At 69.5% G+C, this 14100-nt stretch carries 12 protein-coding genes; 3 read left to right on the forward strand and 9 right to left on the reverse strand.

Going from position 1 to position 14100, the window contains the following annotated elements:
* Window positions 1-11 precede the first annotated feature (11 nt).
* The 4 genes from BLV96_RS18835 to BLV96_RS18850 all read right to left on the reverse strand — a co-directional run bounded on the left by BLV96_RS18835 (window position 12) and on the right by BLV96_RS18850 (window position 4156).
* A complete protein-coding gene (locus tag BLV96_RS18835; RefSeq protein WP_086671845.1) occupies window positions 12-965 on the reverse strand; it encodes an ABC transporter permease in 954 nt (317 codons plus the stop codon).
* Window positions 962-2569, reverse strand: coding sequence for an ABC transporter substrate-binding protein (locus BLV96_RS18840; protein WP_086671847.1), 1608 nt, complete (start codon window positions 2567-2569; stop codon window positions 962-964). Before BLV96_RS18840 ends, BLV96_RS18835 begins: the two co-directional genes overlap by 4 nt.
* Before the next feature lie 127 nt (window positions 2570-2696).
* On the reverse strand, window positions 2697-3335 hold the full coding sequence (locus BLV96_RS18845) for an HNH endonuclease family protein (protein ID WP_208608263.1): 639 nt from the start codon (window positions 3333-3335) through the stop codon (window positions 2697-2699).
* Window positions 3336-3475: 140 nt separating this feature from the next.
* The gene (locus BLV96_RS18850) at window positions 3476-4156 is read right to left on the reverse strand and encodes a hypothetical protein (RefSeq protein WP_425266184.1); all 681 of its coding nucleotides are present in this window, start codon (window positions 4154-4156) and stop codon (window positions 3476-3478) included.
* A gap of 76 nt (window positions 4157-4232) precedes the next feature.
* Between BLV96_RS18850 and BLV96_RS18855 the strand changes: the two genes are divergently transcribed.
* Window positions 4233-5519, forward strand: a complete 1287-nt coding sequence (locus BLV96_RS18855; RefSeq protein ID WP_086684979.1) for an adenylosuccinate synthase — start codon at window positions 4233-4235, stop codon at window positions 5517-5519.
* Here the strand turns inward: BLV96_RS18855 and BLV96_RS18860 are convergent.
* A complete protein-coding gene (locus BLV96_RS18860; RefSeq protein ID WP_086684976.1) occupies window positions 5516-6013 on the reverse strand; it encodes an OsmC family protein in 498 nt (165 codons plus the stop codon). The genes BLV96_RS18855 and BLV96_RS18860 overlap by 4 nt on opposite strands.
* A 459-nt stretch (window positions 6014-6472) precedes the next feature.
* On the opposite strand from BLV96_RS18860, the gene BLV96_RS18870 reads away from it, so the two are divergent.
* Complete coding sequence (locus tag BLV96_RS18870; RefSeq protein ID WP_086684970.1) at window positions 6473-7378, forward strand: TIGR03564 family F420-dependent LLM class oxidoreductase; 906 nt, start codon at window positions 6473-6475, stop codon at window positions 7376-7378.
* Here BLV96_RS18870 and BLV96_RS18875 read toward each other — a convergent pair.
* Window positions 7359-8993, reverse strand: coding sequence for a Na+/H+ antiporter (locus BLV96_RS18875; protein ID WP_086684967.1), 1635 nt, complete (start codon window positions 8991-8993; stop codon window positions 7359-7361). The two genes, BLV96_RS18870 and BLV96_RS18875, sit on opposite strands and share 20 nt — an antisense overlap.
* A gap of 149 nt (window positions 8994-9142) precedes the next feature.
* On the opposite strand from BLV96_RS18875, the gene BLV96_RS18880 reads away from it, so the two are divergent.
* Entirely contained in the window at window positions 9143-10417 is a 1275-nt protein-coding gene (locus BLV96_RS18880; protein ID WP_086684964.1) for an MFS transporter, read from the forward strand.
* On the opposite strand, the gene BLV96_RS18885 is transcribed toward BLV96_RS18880, so the two are convergent.
* The 3 genes from BLV96_RS18885 to BLV96_RS18895 all read right to left on the reverse strand — a co-directional run bounded on the left by BLV96_RS18885 (window position 10344) and on the right by BLV96_RS18895 (window position 14045).
* A complete protein-coding gene (locus tag BLV96_RS18885) occupies window positions 10344-11882 on the reverse strand; it encodes an amino acid permease (protein ID WP_086684962.1) in 1539 nt (512 codons plus the stop codon). The genes BLV96_RS18880 and BLV96_RS18885 overlap by 74 nt on opposite strands.
* 71 nt (window positions 11883-11953) lie before the next feature.
* On the reverse strand, window positions 11954-12889 hold the full coding sequence (locus BLV96_RS18890) for a serine hydrolase domain-containing protein (RefSeq protein WP_086684960.1): 936 nt from the start codon (window positions 12887-12889) through the stop codon (window positions 11954-11956).
* Between the two features lie 25 nt (window positions 12890-12914).
* Complete coding sequence (locus BLV96_RS18895; RefSeq protein ID WP_086684957.1) at window positions 12915-14045, reverse strand: glycerophosphodiester phosphodiesterase; 1131 nt, start codon at window positions 14043-14045, stop codon at window positions 12915-12917.
* Window positions 14046-14100 lie beyond the last annotated feature (55 nt).

Below are 14100 nucleotides of genomic sequence, written 5' to 3' on the forward strand. Positions count from 1 at the left end.
GAACGGCGAGGTCAACCACGGGCCACCTCCGGCGTCCGGGCGATGCGCGGGTCGAGCAGCGGGTACAGCAGGTCGACGACCAGGTTGAGCACCACGAACACCAGCGCGGCCAGCACGATCACCGCCTGCACGACCGGGACGTCCTGCGCGGTGACGGCGGCCGCGGTGATCCGGCCGACGCCGTCGCGCGAGAAGACCGTTTCGGTGATCACCGACCCCGCGACGAGGTTGCCCGCCACCACGCCGGCGACGGTCAGCGTCGGCACGGCGGCGTTGCGCAGCAGATGTCCGAAGTGGACACGCCAGCGGCTCGCGCCCTTCGCCGCCGCGATCTCCGCGTACGGCTCGTCTTGCTGCGTCGCCAGGCTCTTCGCCAGCACCTGGCCGATGATCGCGCCGGTCGGCAGGGCCAGGGTGATCGCGGGCAGGATGATCGTCGCGAAGCCATCAGTGCCCAGCGCCGGCAGCAGTCGCAGCCGGAACGAGAAGAACTGGATCAGCAGCAGCCCGACCCAGAACGGCGGCAGCGAGATCGCCAGCGACGGCAGGGACAGCAGGGCCTGCCGCAGCCAGCGGAACGGCGTGAACGTGCCGAGGAACGCCGAGCCGCCGCCGAACAGCACCGCGAACACCAGTGCCAGCCCGGTGACCGCGAGCGTCGGCGGCAACGCCGTCACGACCATGTGCGACGCCTCGTCGCCGGTCGCGACGCTGCGGCCGAAGTCGCCGTGCAGGGCCGAGACCAGGCGTTTCAAGTACTGGACAGGCAGCGGCGAGTCGAGGCCGTACTCCGCGCGAGCGGCGGCGAGCTGCTCGGGCGTCGCCGACGAACCCGCCTCCCCGCTGGCGAGCTTCGCCGATACGGCGTCGCCCGGCAGCAGGTAGAGGATCAGGAACGACAGCGTGAACGCCGCCCACAGCACGAACACCGCCTGCCCGACGCGGCGGAGGAGGTAGCGCCTCACGACAGCCACGCGTCGAACAGCTGAAGCCGTGACGACGCTTCGAAGTCGACGGCGTGCGCCTTCGAGCTCAGCGCGACGACCTGGGTCAGTTCGAACACCGGGACCGCGTAGGCGTGGTCGATGATGAGCTTCTGGGCCTCGTCGGCGGACGGCTTGCGCTTGGCGGTGTCCACAGTGGACGACTGCGCGTCGAGTGCGATGTCCAGCGGGTTGCCCGGGGTGAGCTTGCTGCGGTTGCCGGCCTTGGTGGAGAACTGGCCGCGCAGGATGTCCGGGTCGGCGCGCGTGACGTTGTACCAGAGGAAGTCGTAGTGGCCCGACAGCTGGATCTGCGTGGTCTCGGCCGTCGTGTGCTGCTCGATCCGCAGGTCGAACCCGATCTTGCGGAGCTGCTGCTGGATCAGCTCCAGCACGCTGCGGTTCTGGTTGAACACCGGCGAGAACACGACGGACGCGCTCAGCGGCTGCCCGTTCTTGACGCGGATCCCGTCGGGACCGGGCACCCAGCCGTCCCCGTCGAGCAGCGCCGCCGCGCCCTTTTGGTCGTACGCGAGCTGCTGCGAGAGGTCGCTGACCAGCGGCGTCGCCGAGCCGAGGATGCTCGTGGCCGCCTTGTAGCTCGGCGTCAGCACGGTGTTCACGACCTCGGTGCGGTCGACGCCCTTGAGCACGGCCTGGCGCACCTTCTCGTCGGCGAGCACGCCGCGGGCGGTGTTGGCGTGCAGGTTGAACACGACGCCGGGGTTGGGCCGGATGTTCTCGCTGAAGCCGTTGCCGGTGAACTGCGGCTCGTCGACCGGCTGGATGTCGGTGGCGGCGTCGAGCTGGCCGGAGGCGAGGCTGCCGGTGCGGACGCCGGGTTCGGGCACGATCTTGTAATCGATCTTGTCGAGGTAGGCCTCGCCCGGGTGCTTGAACAGCGACGAGCCCCACGCGTAGCCCTTGCGCTTGGCCAGGACGATTTCCTGGTTCTGCTTCAGGCTTTCGAAGACGAACGGACCCGAGCCGATCAGGCCGGTGCCCTGGCAGCGTTGTTCCGGCGTTTTCCGGAACGCGGCCGGCGCGAGGAGGCCGAGTGACATCGTCGAGCTGGCCTGCAGGAACTGCGCGCTGGGCGCGGAGAAGTCGAGGCGCACGGTCTGCGGGTCGAGGACCGTGGATGCCTTGTACGCGGCCAGGTAGCCGTAGCCGAGCTGGGCTTTCGTGCCGAGCGCCTTGATGGCGTCGAAGCTGGTCTTGACGGCGGCGGCGTCGACCGGGCTGCCGTCGGAGAACGTGGCGCCGGCGCGCAGGTGGAAGGTGAACGCCGTCGAATCGGCGGTGATCTCCCACTTCTCGGCCAGCCACGGCTTGATCTCGCCGGTCTTCGGGTCCTGGTCGGTCAGCGAGTCGACGAGCTGGCGGCCGACGTTGATGGACGCGTTCGTGGCGGCCTGCTGCGGGTCGATGCAGTCGGGTGCGGACGAGATGCCCAGACGCAGCGTGCCGCCGGGTTTCGGTGGCCCGGAAGCGGTTTCTTCGGTGCCGGCGGCGGCGCAGGCGGTCAGCAGCAGGGGCAGGGTGAGCAGGGCCGCGGCGTTGCGAGCGCGGAAGAGGGGGGACACCGGACGGCCTCCAGCGGGGAGCGGTTGCGTCTTCGATGAGCGACGCTAACCACGCGCTGAAGGCCGTCCCAGCAGGCGAACCGCGGTCCCAAACCGTGACACCGCAAGGATTCGCCCTTGACAGCGATCAGCAGCGGCCCAGCATGTCCGTCAGCGCCGACTTCTCCGCCGTGTTGATCGTCAGCTTGAACTTGTACTTCACCGCGACCCACATCTTCGCGTAGGTGCACCAGTACGACGTGAGCGGCGGCTTCCACTGGTCGGGCGACTTGTCGCCCTTCTCCTGGTTGACGTTGTCCGTCACGGCGATCAGCTGCGGGTCGGTGAGGTCGTTCGCGTACGCCTGGCGCTGCGCGGTCGTCCACGACGACGCGCCGGTGCGCCACGCGTCGGCCAGCGGCACGACGTGGTCGATGTCCACATCGGACGCGGCGGTCCAGGTGGCGCCGTCGTACGGGCTCTTCCACGAGCCGGACGTCGGCGCGCAGTCCGAGCCGGTGGCGACGTTCGTGCCGTCGCGCTTGAGCACCACTTCGCGGGTGTTGCAGCTGTTGCCCTGGTCGATCCAGTGCGGGAACTTGTCCCGGCTGTAGCCGGTCTGCGAACCGTCGGCCTTGACGGTCAGGGACGCGAGCTCGGTCTTCGCCGTCGAAGCCGACGGGATGCCCGGCGGAGTGGCTTCGGCGACGCTGACCAGCGTCCCGGAGAGCACGGCGGTGGCCGCGAGAATGGTGAACGAATGACGAACAGCACGCCTGGTTGGCATTTTGCTGCCTCCGGTTCAGGTGTGGGGACAGCTAACCCTGATACACCGGAGTGGCGTGTGCAACACGTATAGGTGACATGTTGCTGCCCGTTGGTGAACGCTGCGTGGCCGTAGGCCCACTCGACCGTGAAACTAGCAGGTCAGGCCGGTCCGCGAACCAGCCGAAGGTCTTGGGTGTGCCGGTACCACGTCCACTTGCCCACCGAGCGCTCGTGGACGACGTCATCGCTGACGGGCCGCGTCGGGAGGCAGCCGATCTGGAACGCGCGCGAGTAGAACGTCGTCGGCCGCTTGAAGAGGGTCCCCTTCACGACGCGGATCGCCAGGCCGGGGCCGCCCGGGTCGGGCGTCACCTCGATCGTCGAGGCCGGCCCGCGCAGCGCCACCTGCTCGTCGGCGTAGGCGACCCCGCGGACCAGCCGCAGCTCGCCGCGCCCGACGAGCACGCCGCCGACGTCGTCGCGGATCAGCGGCACCGGGTCGACCTCGCCGCGCAGCGCGAGCGCGACGGCTTGCAGCGGCGACTTCGGCAGCCCCCAGAGCGCGGCGACCGACGAGTCAGGCGACGACGGCACGTACCCGACCGACACGCCGGAGAGCGCGTCCTTCCGCAGCAGGCGCAGGACGACTGCGGCGAGGTCCGCGTCCGTGCCCGACACGACCAGGTGATCGTGTTCGCCCAGCAAGGGGTCGATTTCCGCCTTGCCGGGACGGCTGGGCACGCGGACGGATTCGACGTCGTCGACTTCTTCGAAGCCGGCCGCGTCGTCGCCACAGGCCACCACGATTCCGCGCACCCGCAGGTCCTCCGTTACAGTCATGCACCGGCATTTCGTCAGCGCCACCGGTGTCCGTCCGGGACACTAAACCTCAGTCGTCGAACACCTGGAGTGTCACATGCCGGCCATCGTGCTCATCGGTGCCCAATGGGGAGACGAAGGCAAGGGCAAGGCCACCGACCTGATGGGTGACCGCGTCCAGTGGGTCGTCCGCTACCAGGGCGGCAACAACGCCGGTCACACGGTCGTCCTGCCGAACGGCGAGAACTTCGCCCTGCACCTCATCCCTTCGGGCATCCTGACGCCGGGCGTGACGAACGTCATCGGCAACGGCGTGGTGGTCGACCCGGGTGTGCTGCTCGACGAGCTTTCGGGGCTGGAAGCGCGGGACGTCGACACGTCCAAGCTGCTGATCTCCGCCGACGCGCACTTGATCATGCCGTACCACGTGGCCATCGACAAAGTCACCGAGCGGTACCTCGGCAGCCGCAAGATCGGCACCACCGGCCGCGGCATCGGCCCGTGCTACCAGGACAAGATCGCCCGCGTCGGCGTCCGCGTGCAGGACCTGCTCGACGAGAAGATCTTCCGGCAGAAGGTCGAAGCCGCGCTGGAGTTCAAGAACCAGGTGCTGGTGAAGGTCTACAACCGCAAGGCGCTCGACGCGAACGAGGTCGCCGACGAGGTGCTGGCCGCGGGCGAGAAGTTCGCGCACCGCATCGCCGACACGCGCCTGCAGCTGAACCAGGCCCTCGAGCGCGGCGAAACCGTGCTGCTGGAGGGTTCCCAGGGCACGCTGCTCGACGTCGACCACGGCACGTACCCGTTCGTGACGTCGTCGAACCCGACGTCCGGCGGCGCGAGCGCGGGGTCGGGCATCGGCCCGGGCCGGATCACCACGGTGCTCGGCATCCTCAAGGCGTACACGACCCGCGTCGGCTCGGGCCCGTTCCCGACCGAACTGCACGACGAGTCCGGCGAGTACCTGCGCAAGCAGGGCGGCGAGTTCGGCGTGACGACGGGCCGCTCGCGGCGCACGGGCTGGTTCGACGCGGTGATCGCGCGCTACGCGGTGCGCGTCAACGGCATCACCGACTACTTCCTCACGAAGCTGGACGTGCTGTCCGGGCTGGAGAAGGTCCCGGTGTGCGTCGGCTACGAGGTCGACGGCTTCCGCACGCCGGACATGCCGATGACCCAGACCGACGTCCACCACGCGATCCCGATCTACGAAGAGCACCCGGGCTGGTTCGAGGACATCTCGGCGTGCCGCACGTTCGAGGAGCTCCCGGCGAACGCGCGCGCGTACGTCGAGCGCCTGGAAGAGCTGTCGGGCGCCCGGATTTCGGCGATCGGCGTGGGCCCGGGCCGCGACCAGACGATCGTCCGGCACCAGTTCGTCTAGGTCAGCTTGGTGCTGACCGGCGTCTCGTTGCGGAAGAGGTCGAGCACCGGGCAGTGCTCGTCGACCTCGCGCTTGAGGTCTTCGTAGCGCTCCCGGCTCGCCGGCCCGTCGAGTTCGACGGACACGCGCACGTCCCCGAATCCGGGGCGGGTGTTGAAGGAGAAGCCGAAGAAGCCGTGCAGGTCGAGGTCGCCGTCGACGGTGACCTTGACCGAGTCGAGCGGAATGCCGCGTTTCGCCGCCCAGAACTGGTAGGTGATGACCTGGCAGGACCCGAGGGCGGCGAGCGCGTACTCGACGGGGTTGGCGGCCTGGTCGGTCCCGCCGAGCGCGGGCGGCTCGTCGACGGTGAAGCTGTGGTCTCGGACCTGGACGTGGACCTCGGTCTTGGTGCCGGGCTTGAGGGTGTGGCCGACGCTGAAGGAGACGGCGGCGTTGTGCGGATCGGCGTCGACGGCCTTGCGGGTGCCTTCGATGACGTCGGTGAGCGACATGGGTGCTCCTCGGTGATCGGTATTTCGCCACAGGGTGGGCGAAACTCGCGGGGTGTGCTCGGGTTCTCAGTTCCTGGGAGCGGCGAAGCACTCGACCGGGCGACCCGGGAGCGGTAACACCGGCGGTAACAGCGCGATAACGAGAGGGACGGACACCGCAGCCATACCGCAGGAGATTTCTTTCGTGGAGACGCACAGCCGAGGCCCGATCGACGTGACCGGGGTAGCCGGGTTCCGCACCGCCACGGCCGACCCGGAGGACTTACGGCGCGCGGTGGCCGCTTCGCCGGGTTTCGCGCACGTGGATCAGCAGGCTGCGGTGCTCGAGTTGGTTCTGCAGGCGGGGACCACCCAGCCGCGCGGGCGGCTTCGGTCCCTGCGAAGGCTTCTGGGCCGCCGGCGTTGATCTCAGGTCCTGGGACGCCGGAAATCGGTGGCGGCGCTCGTTAACTTGGGTTCATGACCATCGGAGTCACGCTGCCCTCGGGCGACACCGAGTCCTCGCCGAACCTCGTCGACGAGCTGCTCGCCCAGACCCGCCAAGCCGCCGACGCCGGCCTGAAGTCCGTCTGGTTCTCGCAGCTCCCGCTCAGCCAGGACGCCATCGCGGTCGCCGCGCTGGCCGGGCGGGAAGTGCCCGGGATCGAGGTCGGGACCTCCGTCGTGCCGACCTACCCGCGGCACCCCCTGCTCGTCGCGAGTGCCGCGCAGACCGCGCAGGCCGCCACCCAAGGGAACTTCACCCTCGGCATCGGGCTCGGTTCGAAGGGCTTCCTCGGTCCCGTCTACGGCGTCGAGTACCCGCCGCCGATCCGGCACCTGCGCGAGTACCTGACCGTCCTGAAACAGGTCTTCGCCGGGGAAGCCGTCGACTTCGAGGGCGAGACCATCCAAGCCAAAACGCCCGGACCGTCCACAGTGGCCGGCGCGGCCGACATCCCGATCGTCGTCGCCGCGATGGGGCCGCAAGCCCTGAAGGTGACCGCCGAGCTGGCCGACGGCACGCTGCCCTTCCTCGCCGGCCCGAGAGCGCTTTCCGAACTGATCGTCCCGGCCATGGCCGGCAAACGCATCCTCGCCGCCGTCCCCGCCATCGTCACCGATGAGCCTGAAGAAGTCCGGGCGAAAGCCGTCGAGCAGATGTCCTTCTACGGCCAGATCCCGTCCTACCGGCGGATTCTGGACGCGGAAGGCGTCGAGCACGCCGCCGACCTCGCGATCATCGGCGACGAGAAGACCGTCCTCAAGGGCCTGCAGCGCTACTACGACGCCGGCGCCACCGACGTCCTCGTCTCGCAGACCGGCATCCGGTCGAGCGCGGAACGCAAGCGGACCTGGGAGGTCATCAGCTCAATCGGTTCGTGAGGGTCGCCGTCACCGACATCTCCTCGAGGTCCAGTTCGCGCAGCACCTTCTGCAGGATGTCGTCGTCGAGGCGGCCGGCGCGGTTCTCCTCGATCATCGCCTTGCGCTGGATGATCAGCAGCTCCCTGCGGGCCTTGGCGAACTGGGCCTGCGGGGTGCCCGGACGGTCCTCGCCCGACAGCTTGATCGTCGCTTCGGCGAACCGGTAGCGCGTGTCGACCAGCCGTTCCAGGCGCTCCTTGAGCCGCTGGACCTTCTCGGGCGGCAGGTCCAGCGACGCCAGTCGCTCGCGGCTGATCTCGCGCAGCCGGTCGTGCGCCGCCTTCTTGGCGACCTCGCGCGCGGCCAGCTCCTCGGCTTCGTCCCGCGACGCCTCCGACGGGTCCTGCACCTTCAGCGCCCGGATCAGCGGCGGCAGCGTCAGCCCCTGGATCAGCACCGTCCCGATCGCCACGGTGAACGCGAACAGCTGGATCTCCTCGCGTCCCGGCGTATCGGCGGGGACGCCGGCCGCCGCGGCCAGCGTCACGACGCCGCGCATGCCCGTCCACGAAAGCACCGCCAGTGACCGCCACGACGGGGCCGCGCGCCCGCGGCCGAACAGCCGCATCGCCCGCGGTAGGTACGCGAAGACGAACACCGCCGGGATCCGCACCACCATCGTCACCAGCAGCACGGCCACCGCGACCAGGGCCAGCGTCCCGTTGTCGCGGGCGGCGTGCGCGGCGCCGTCGAGCACGAACGGCAGCTGCAGCCCCATCAGCGCGAACACCAGCGCCTCCAGCAGGACGTCGATGGACGCCCACACCGATCTGTCCTGCATGCGCGTCGCCGGGGACGCGTACAGCGAGCGCGCCCCCAGGTAGAGGCCGGCTGCGACGACCGCCAGGACGCCGGACCCGCTGAACTCCTCCCCGAACGGGTGGAGGTGCTCCGCGGTGACGTACGCGCCGAACGGCACGATGATCCCGAACGCCGACTCCATCAGCGGGTCGTCGAGCAGGCGCCGGACCAGCACGACGGCCGCCCCGATCGCCAGGCCGACCGCGATGCCGAGCACGGTCGCCACGCCGAACACCGCGAACCCGTGCCCGGCCGAACCCGCGGTGCCCGCGACCGCGGCGAGCGCGACCTTGTAGAGCGTCAGCGCGGCGGCGTCGTTGACCAGGCTTTCCCCGGTCAGCACGGTCATCAGCCGCCGCGGCAGGCCGAGCTTGCGCCCGATCGCCACCGCCGTCACCGCGTCCGGCGGCGCCACCACCGCGCCGAGGACCAGCGCCGAGGCGAACGGCACGTCCGGCAGCAGCAGGTGCACGACGAAGGCGACGACCACCGCGGTCACCGCGACCAGCACCACCCCGAGCGCGACGATCGGCCGCAGGCTGTTCTTGAAGTGCGTCAACGAGCTTTCGAGCGACGTCGAGTAGAGCAGCGGCGGCAGCACGACGGTCAGCACCAGCTCGGGCTCCAGCTCGAACCGCGGCACGCCGGGGATCAGCGCGACCCCGAGCGCGACGACCACCACCAGCAGCGGCGCCGACAGGTTGTACCGCCGGGCGAGCGCGGTCAGGGCCAGCGAACCCGCGAGCACGCCCATCAGCGTCAGGATCTCCACCCGCGTGATCTTCCCGCAGGTAGGAGCCCTACGCTCGGCTTCCGCTCAGTGGAAGTGAGCTGGATTACGTCGTACCCCGCGTGCATACTTGTGCGCAATCCGCACACCTGTGCGGATCACGTGCACCGACGCGCAACCGGAGGTTCCCGATGTCCCCTGGCGCCCGCTCCTGGGTCGTGCCCCTGGCCTGGACCGCCGTCCTGCTCGACGGGTTCGACCTGGTCGTGCTCGGCTCCGTGCTGCCCGTGCTGCTGCGCGACCACGTCTGGGGCCTGACACCCGGTACGGCGTCGATCGTTTCGACAGTCGGGCTGGCCGGGATGATGCTGGGCGGGCTGGCGATCGGCACGATCACCGACGTCATCGGCCGCCGGAAGTCGCTGATCATCTCCGTGGCGTTGTTCTCGCTGTGCACGCTGCTGTGCGCGTTCGCGCCCTCGACGTTCGTCTTCGGCCTGCTGCGGTTCGTCGCCGGCCTGGGTCTCGGCGGCTGCCTGCCGACGGCGATCACGCTGGTCACGGAGTACGCGCGCCAAGGCAAGTCCGGCAGCGCGACGACCACGGTGATGACCGGCTACCACGTCGGCGCGGTGCTGACGGCGCTGCTGGGCATCGTGCTGATCTCGCCGCTGGGCTGGCGCGCGATGTTCGTCGCCGGCGCGATCCCGGCCGTGGTGCTGATTCCGCTGATGCTGAAGTTCCTGCCGGAGTCCGAGACGTTCCAGCGGGTCCGCGAAACCGAGCGGTCGGCCGGGCACGCCGTCGCCGGGCTGTTCCGCGGCGGCCTGCTGCGCGCGACGATCGCGTTCTGGGTGACGTCGTTCATGGGGCTGCTGCTGGTGTACGGGCTGAACACGTGGCTGCCGGAGATCATGCGCCAGGCCGGGTACCCGCTGGGCGCGGCGCTGAGCCTGCTGCTGACGCTGAACGTCGGCGGGATCGTCGGGCTGCTTGTCGCGGGGCGCGTGGCCGACCGCGTCGGCATCCGGCCGTCGGCGATCGTGTGGTTCTGCGCGGGCGCGGTGTTCTTGGCCTTGCTGAGCGTGAAGCTGCCGGCGGTCGGGCTGTACGCGGCGGTGTTCCTGACCGGCTGTTTCGTGTTCAGCGCGCAGGTGCTGGTGTACGCGTACATCGGCCGGATCTACCCGGACGCGATCCGCGCGACCGGCCTCGGCTGGTCGGCCGGCATCGGCCGCATCGGCGCGATCTCCGGCCCGATCCTCGGCGGCGCGCTGCTGACGGCGGGAATCGCGTACCCGTGGGGCTTCTACGCGTTCGCGGGGGTCGGAGCGCTGGGTGCGGCGGCCGTGACGGTGGTCCGCCCCGGCCGCCGCACCCCGGCCGACGACGTCAGCCCAGCTCCTTCAGCTCCTGCTCGACCGCAGCCAGTTCCGCCTCGGACCCCTGGACCTTCGGCCCCTTGAACCACTTCCGGGCCGAGACCACCCACCACAGCGCGGCGCCGCCGAGCACGACCAGGAACGCGATCGGGGTGTAGTTGAACGAATCCGCCGTCACCGGTGAGACCTGCGGGAGCATGAACAGCACGAAGATCACGACGACCCACGCCGTGGCGATGATGCCGACGGGCTTGCCCCAGCGGCCGAGGTGCCACGGCCCACGCTCGAACTTGTCGCCTTGGCGGACGCGGAGGAACACCGGGATCACGTAGGCGACGTACAGGCCGACGGTCGCGATCGACGTCACCGCCGCGTAGGCCGTCGTGCTCCACAGGTACGGCAGGGCCAGGATCAGCGCGCCGCCCGCGCCCAGCCAGACCGCGTTCGTCGGGGTCTGCGTGCGCTTGTTGATCTTGTGCCAGAAGTTCGACCCCGGGATGGCGCCGTCGCGGGCGAAGGCGTAGATCATCCGCGAGTTCGCCGTCACCGACGCCATGCCGCAGAACAGCTGCGCGCCGATGCAGATGAGGAGGAGGAACTTGCCGGTGACCGCGCCGGTGGCGTCGATGAAGATCTGCGCGGGCGGGACGCCGGTGGCCGAGCCGACCGCGCCGTCGTAGTCCTGGATCGCGAACGTCAGGCCGATCAGCAGGATCCAGCCCGCGACGAGCGAGACGACGATCGACATGACGATGCCGCGCGGCCCGGCCGTCGCCGCGCTCTTCGTCTCCTCCGTCATGTGTGCCGAAGCGTCGTAGCCGGTCAGCGTGTACTGCGCGACCAGCAGTCCGAGCGCGAAGACGTAGAACGCCGAACCCCAGCCCGTCTGGTTCACGAAGCTGCCGAAGACGAACGACGCGTCCTGGTGCTTGGCCGGCACGAAGACCAGCACGCCGACGATCACCAGCACGCCGATGAGGTGCCACCACACGCTGACGTTGTTGAGGATCGCGACGATCCGGACGCCGAAGGTGTTCAGCAGGCCGTGCACCACGAGGATGATCGCGAGCAGCAGGATCGTGTGGCCCGGCGTCGCGGTGAAGCCCCACTGCAGGTCGAGGAACGCGTTGAGGAACAGCGCCGCGCCGAAGTCGATGCCGGCGGTCACGGCGATCTGCCCGATCAGGTTGAACCAGCCGGTGAACCACGACCACGCGGCGCCGTTCTTCCGCGCCAGCCGCGCCGCCCAGTAGTAGAGGCCGCCCGCGGTCGGGTAGCTGGAGCAGACCTCGGCCATGCCCAGGCCGACCAGGATGACGAACACTCCGACCAGTGGCCAGCCCCAGATCATCGCGGCGGGCCCGCCGGTCTTCATGCCGAAGCCGTAGAGCGTCAGGCAGCCGGAGAGGATCGAGATGATCGTGAACGAGACGGCGAAGTTGGAGAACGCGGACATCGTCCGTTTCAGCTCTTGCGCGTAGCCCAGCTGGTGCAGGCGCGCGCTGTCGTCATCGTGGTCGGGAGTGGTCTGCTGGTCGGAAACGTCCATTCGGGCACCTCTTGAAAGGTATGCGGCCAGACCATTGAATTTGCCGAAAGTAGCCCTGGTCCCCGAGGGTGTCAAGCCTTCGTCAAATACTCGTCCAGCCGCTTGAGCAGGGGCCCGCCACCTCGGTGGTCGTTCGAGATCAGCGTCGCGGTGATGCCCGATGACGGCTGGTGGTCGCTCCGGAACGTGACGCCGTGGTCGCCGCCTTCCGACCGCACCACGCCGGGGCGCGGCAGCCAGAAGCCGAGGCCGTAGTCGTGGGGGCCTTCGCGCCGCAGCCGGTCGACCCACCTCCGCGGCACGATCCGGCCGTCGAACAGGGCGGTCCAGAACTTCCGGAAGTCCGGGGCGGTGCTGTAGATCCCGCCGTCGCCGTGGCCGACCACCGGCAGGCTGAACACGTTGGTGCGGCCGTCTTCCAGGTACCCGGTGGCCGTCCGGGCGGGCAGCGCGTCCGAGCGGAGGAACGCCGTGTCGGTCATCCCGGCGGGCTCGGTGACGCGCGTCCGGACGAGGTCGGCGAAAGGTATGCCCGCGATCCCTTCGGCGATCAAGCCGAGGACGGCGAAGGCGCCGTTGTTGTAGTTGAACCGTTCGCCCGGCGGGAACTTCTGCGGGTAGCCGTCGAGTGCGGCGAGGTAGTCGGCCGACGTGGCGAGCAGGGGCGTGGGCGGCGGATCTTCCTCTTCGTCGCAGTAGTCGCCGATGCCGGACGTGTGCGTCAGCAGGTGCTCGACCGTCACGCGGTCGTCGATCAGCGGCAGGTCGGCGCCGAGGACGTCCCGCGCTCTCGTCGACAGCTCGAGGTACCCCTCGGCGATGAGCCCGATGACGACCAGCGCCGTGAACCCCTTGGTGCCGCTGGCGATCGCGAACCGCGTGTCGACGGTGTTCTCGATGCCGTGGGCGATGTGCGCGTAACCGGACGCCTCGGCGACCAGCGTCTCGTCGCCGCGGCTGACCAGGATGACACCGGAAAAGGGCGCTTCCACGGACTCAGCGTCCACGGAAGCGCCCTTCGCGGCAACGGGATTACCGGCCCAGGAACGCGTGCAGCGACTCGAGGGCGGTGTCCGGCTGGTCGGCGAAGAAGCCGTCGACGCCGGCCTTGAGGAACGCGGCCTCCTCGGTGAAGACGTCACCGAAGGCGTCCGGCTCGGCCGACGAGCGCAGGTTCGCCGGCAGGAACGGGTTTTCGTTCCGGAACGTGTACGGCTGCACCTTCAGACCCGCCTTGTGCGCGTCCGCGACGAGCGCGGTCGGCGTGCCCAGGTTGTCGTTCGTGTCCCGCGGGATGACCTGCGCCTTGTCCGGCCCGAGGTACTTCGCGTACTTCGCGACTTCGCGCAGCCCCTGCGGCGTGACGAGGTCCGCGTACGTCCGCTTGTCGCCCTTCGCGACGAAGTCCGCCGGAGCGCCGGAAGCGGACGTCAGCTGCAGCAGCGGCGTCCGGACCTGCTTGTGCAGCTCGATCAGGTTCGAGACCTCGAACGACTGGATGATCGCGGGCGCGTCCGGCCGGTCGAGGCCGTTGCGCTTGAGGAGCGCGACCAGCTTCGGCTCGGTCGGGTTGCCGATCGTGGAGAAGAACGTCGAGTGCTTGACCTCGGGGTAGGTGCCGAGCGTCCGGTGCAGCTCCTTGCCGAGCCGCTTGGTCAGGTCGAGCACCTCCTGGAAGGTGGCGATCTGGTAGCGCCCGTTGTAGAGCGTGTTGTGCGGGCGGTTCTGCGGGATCCGCTCGACCGCGCGCAGGGTCTTCAGCTCGGCGAGCGTGAAGTCCTGGGTGAACCAGCCGGTGGTCGAGACACCGTCGATGACGAGCGTCTTCTTGCGGTTCGCGAATTCGGGGTGCTTCGCGACGTCGGTGGTGCCGCCGATCTCCGGCTCGTGCCGGGCGACGAGCTGGCCGTCCTTGGTGGGCACGAGGTCGACGTCCACGTAGCTGACGCCCATCCGGAAGGCGAGCTCGTAGGAGGCGAGGGTGTGCTCCGGCCGGTAGCCGGGGGCACCGCGGTGTCCGACGATCACGGGGTCATCGTGGCCCCGCCCGTGCGCGGCCGCATCCCCGCTTTCGGTGGCGCTGGCCGAACCAACGGCCAGCCCGGTGACGCTCAGCAACGCCAGTCCGGCGAGTGCCAGTACGCCGACACGTTTGCGCTTCATCTGGTGACCTCTTTTCACACAGGGTTGACCCTGACTACTCGCGCCACCCTCGATG

Origin of the sequence: Amycolatopsis pretoriensis, from assembly GCF_900107925.1 — a bacterium.
In the GTDB taxonomy this organism is placed as follows: Bacteria; Actinomycetota; Actinomycetes; order Mycobacteriales; family Pseudonocardiaceae; genus Amycolatopsis; species Amycolatopsis pretoriensis.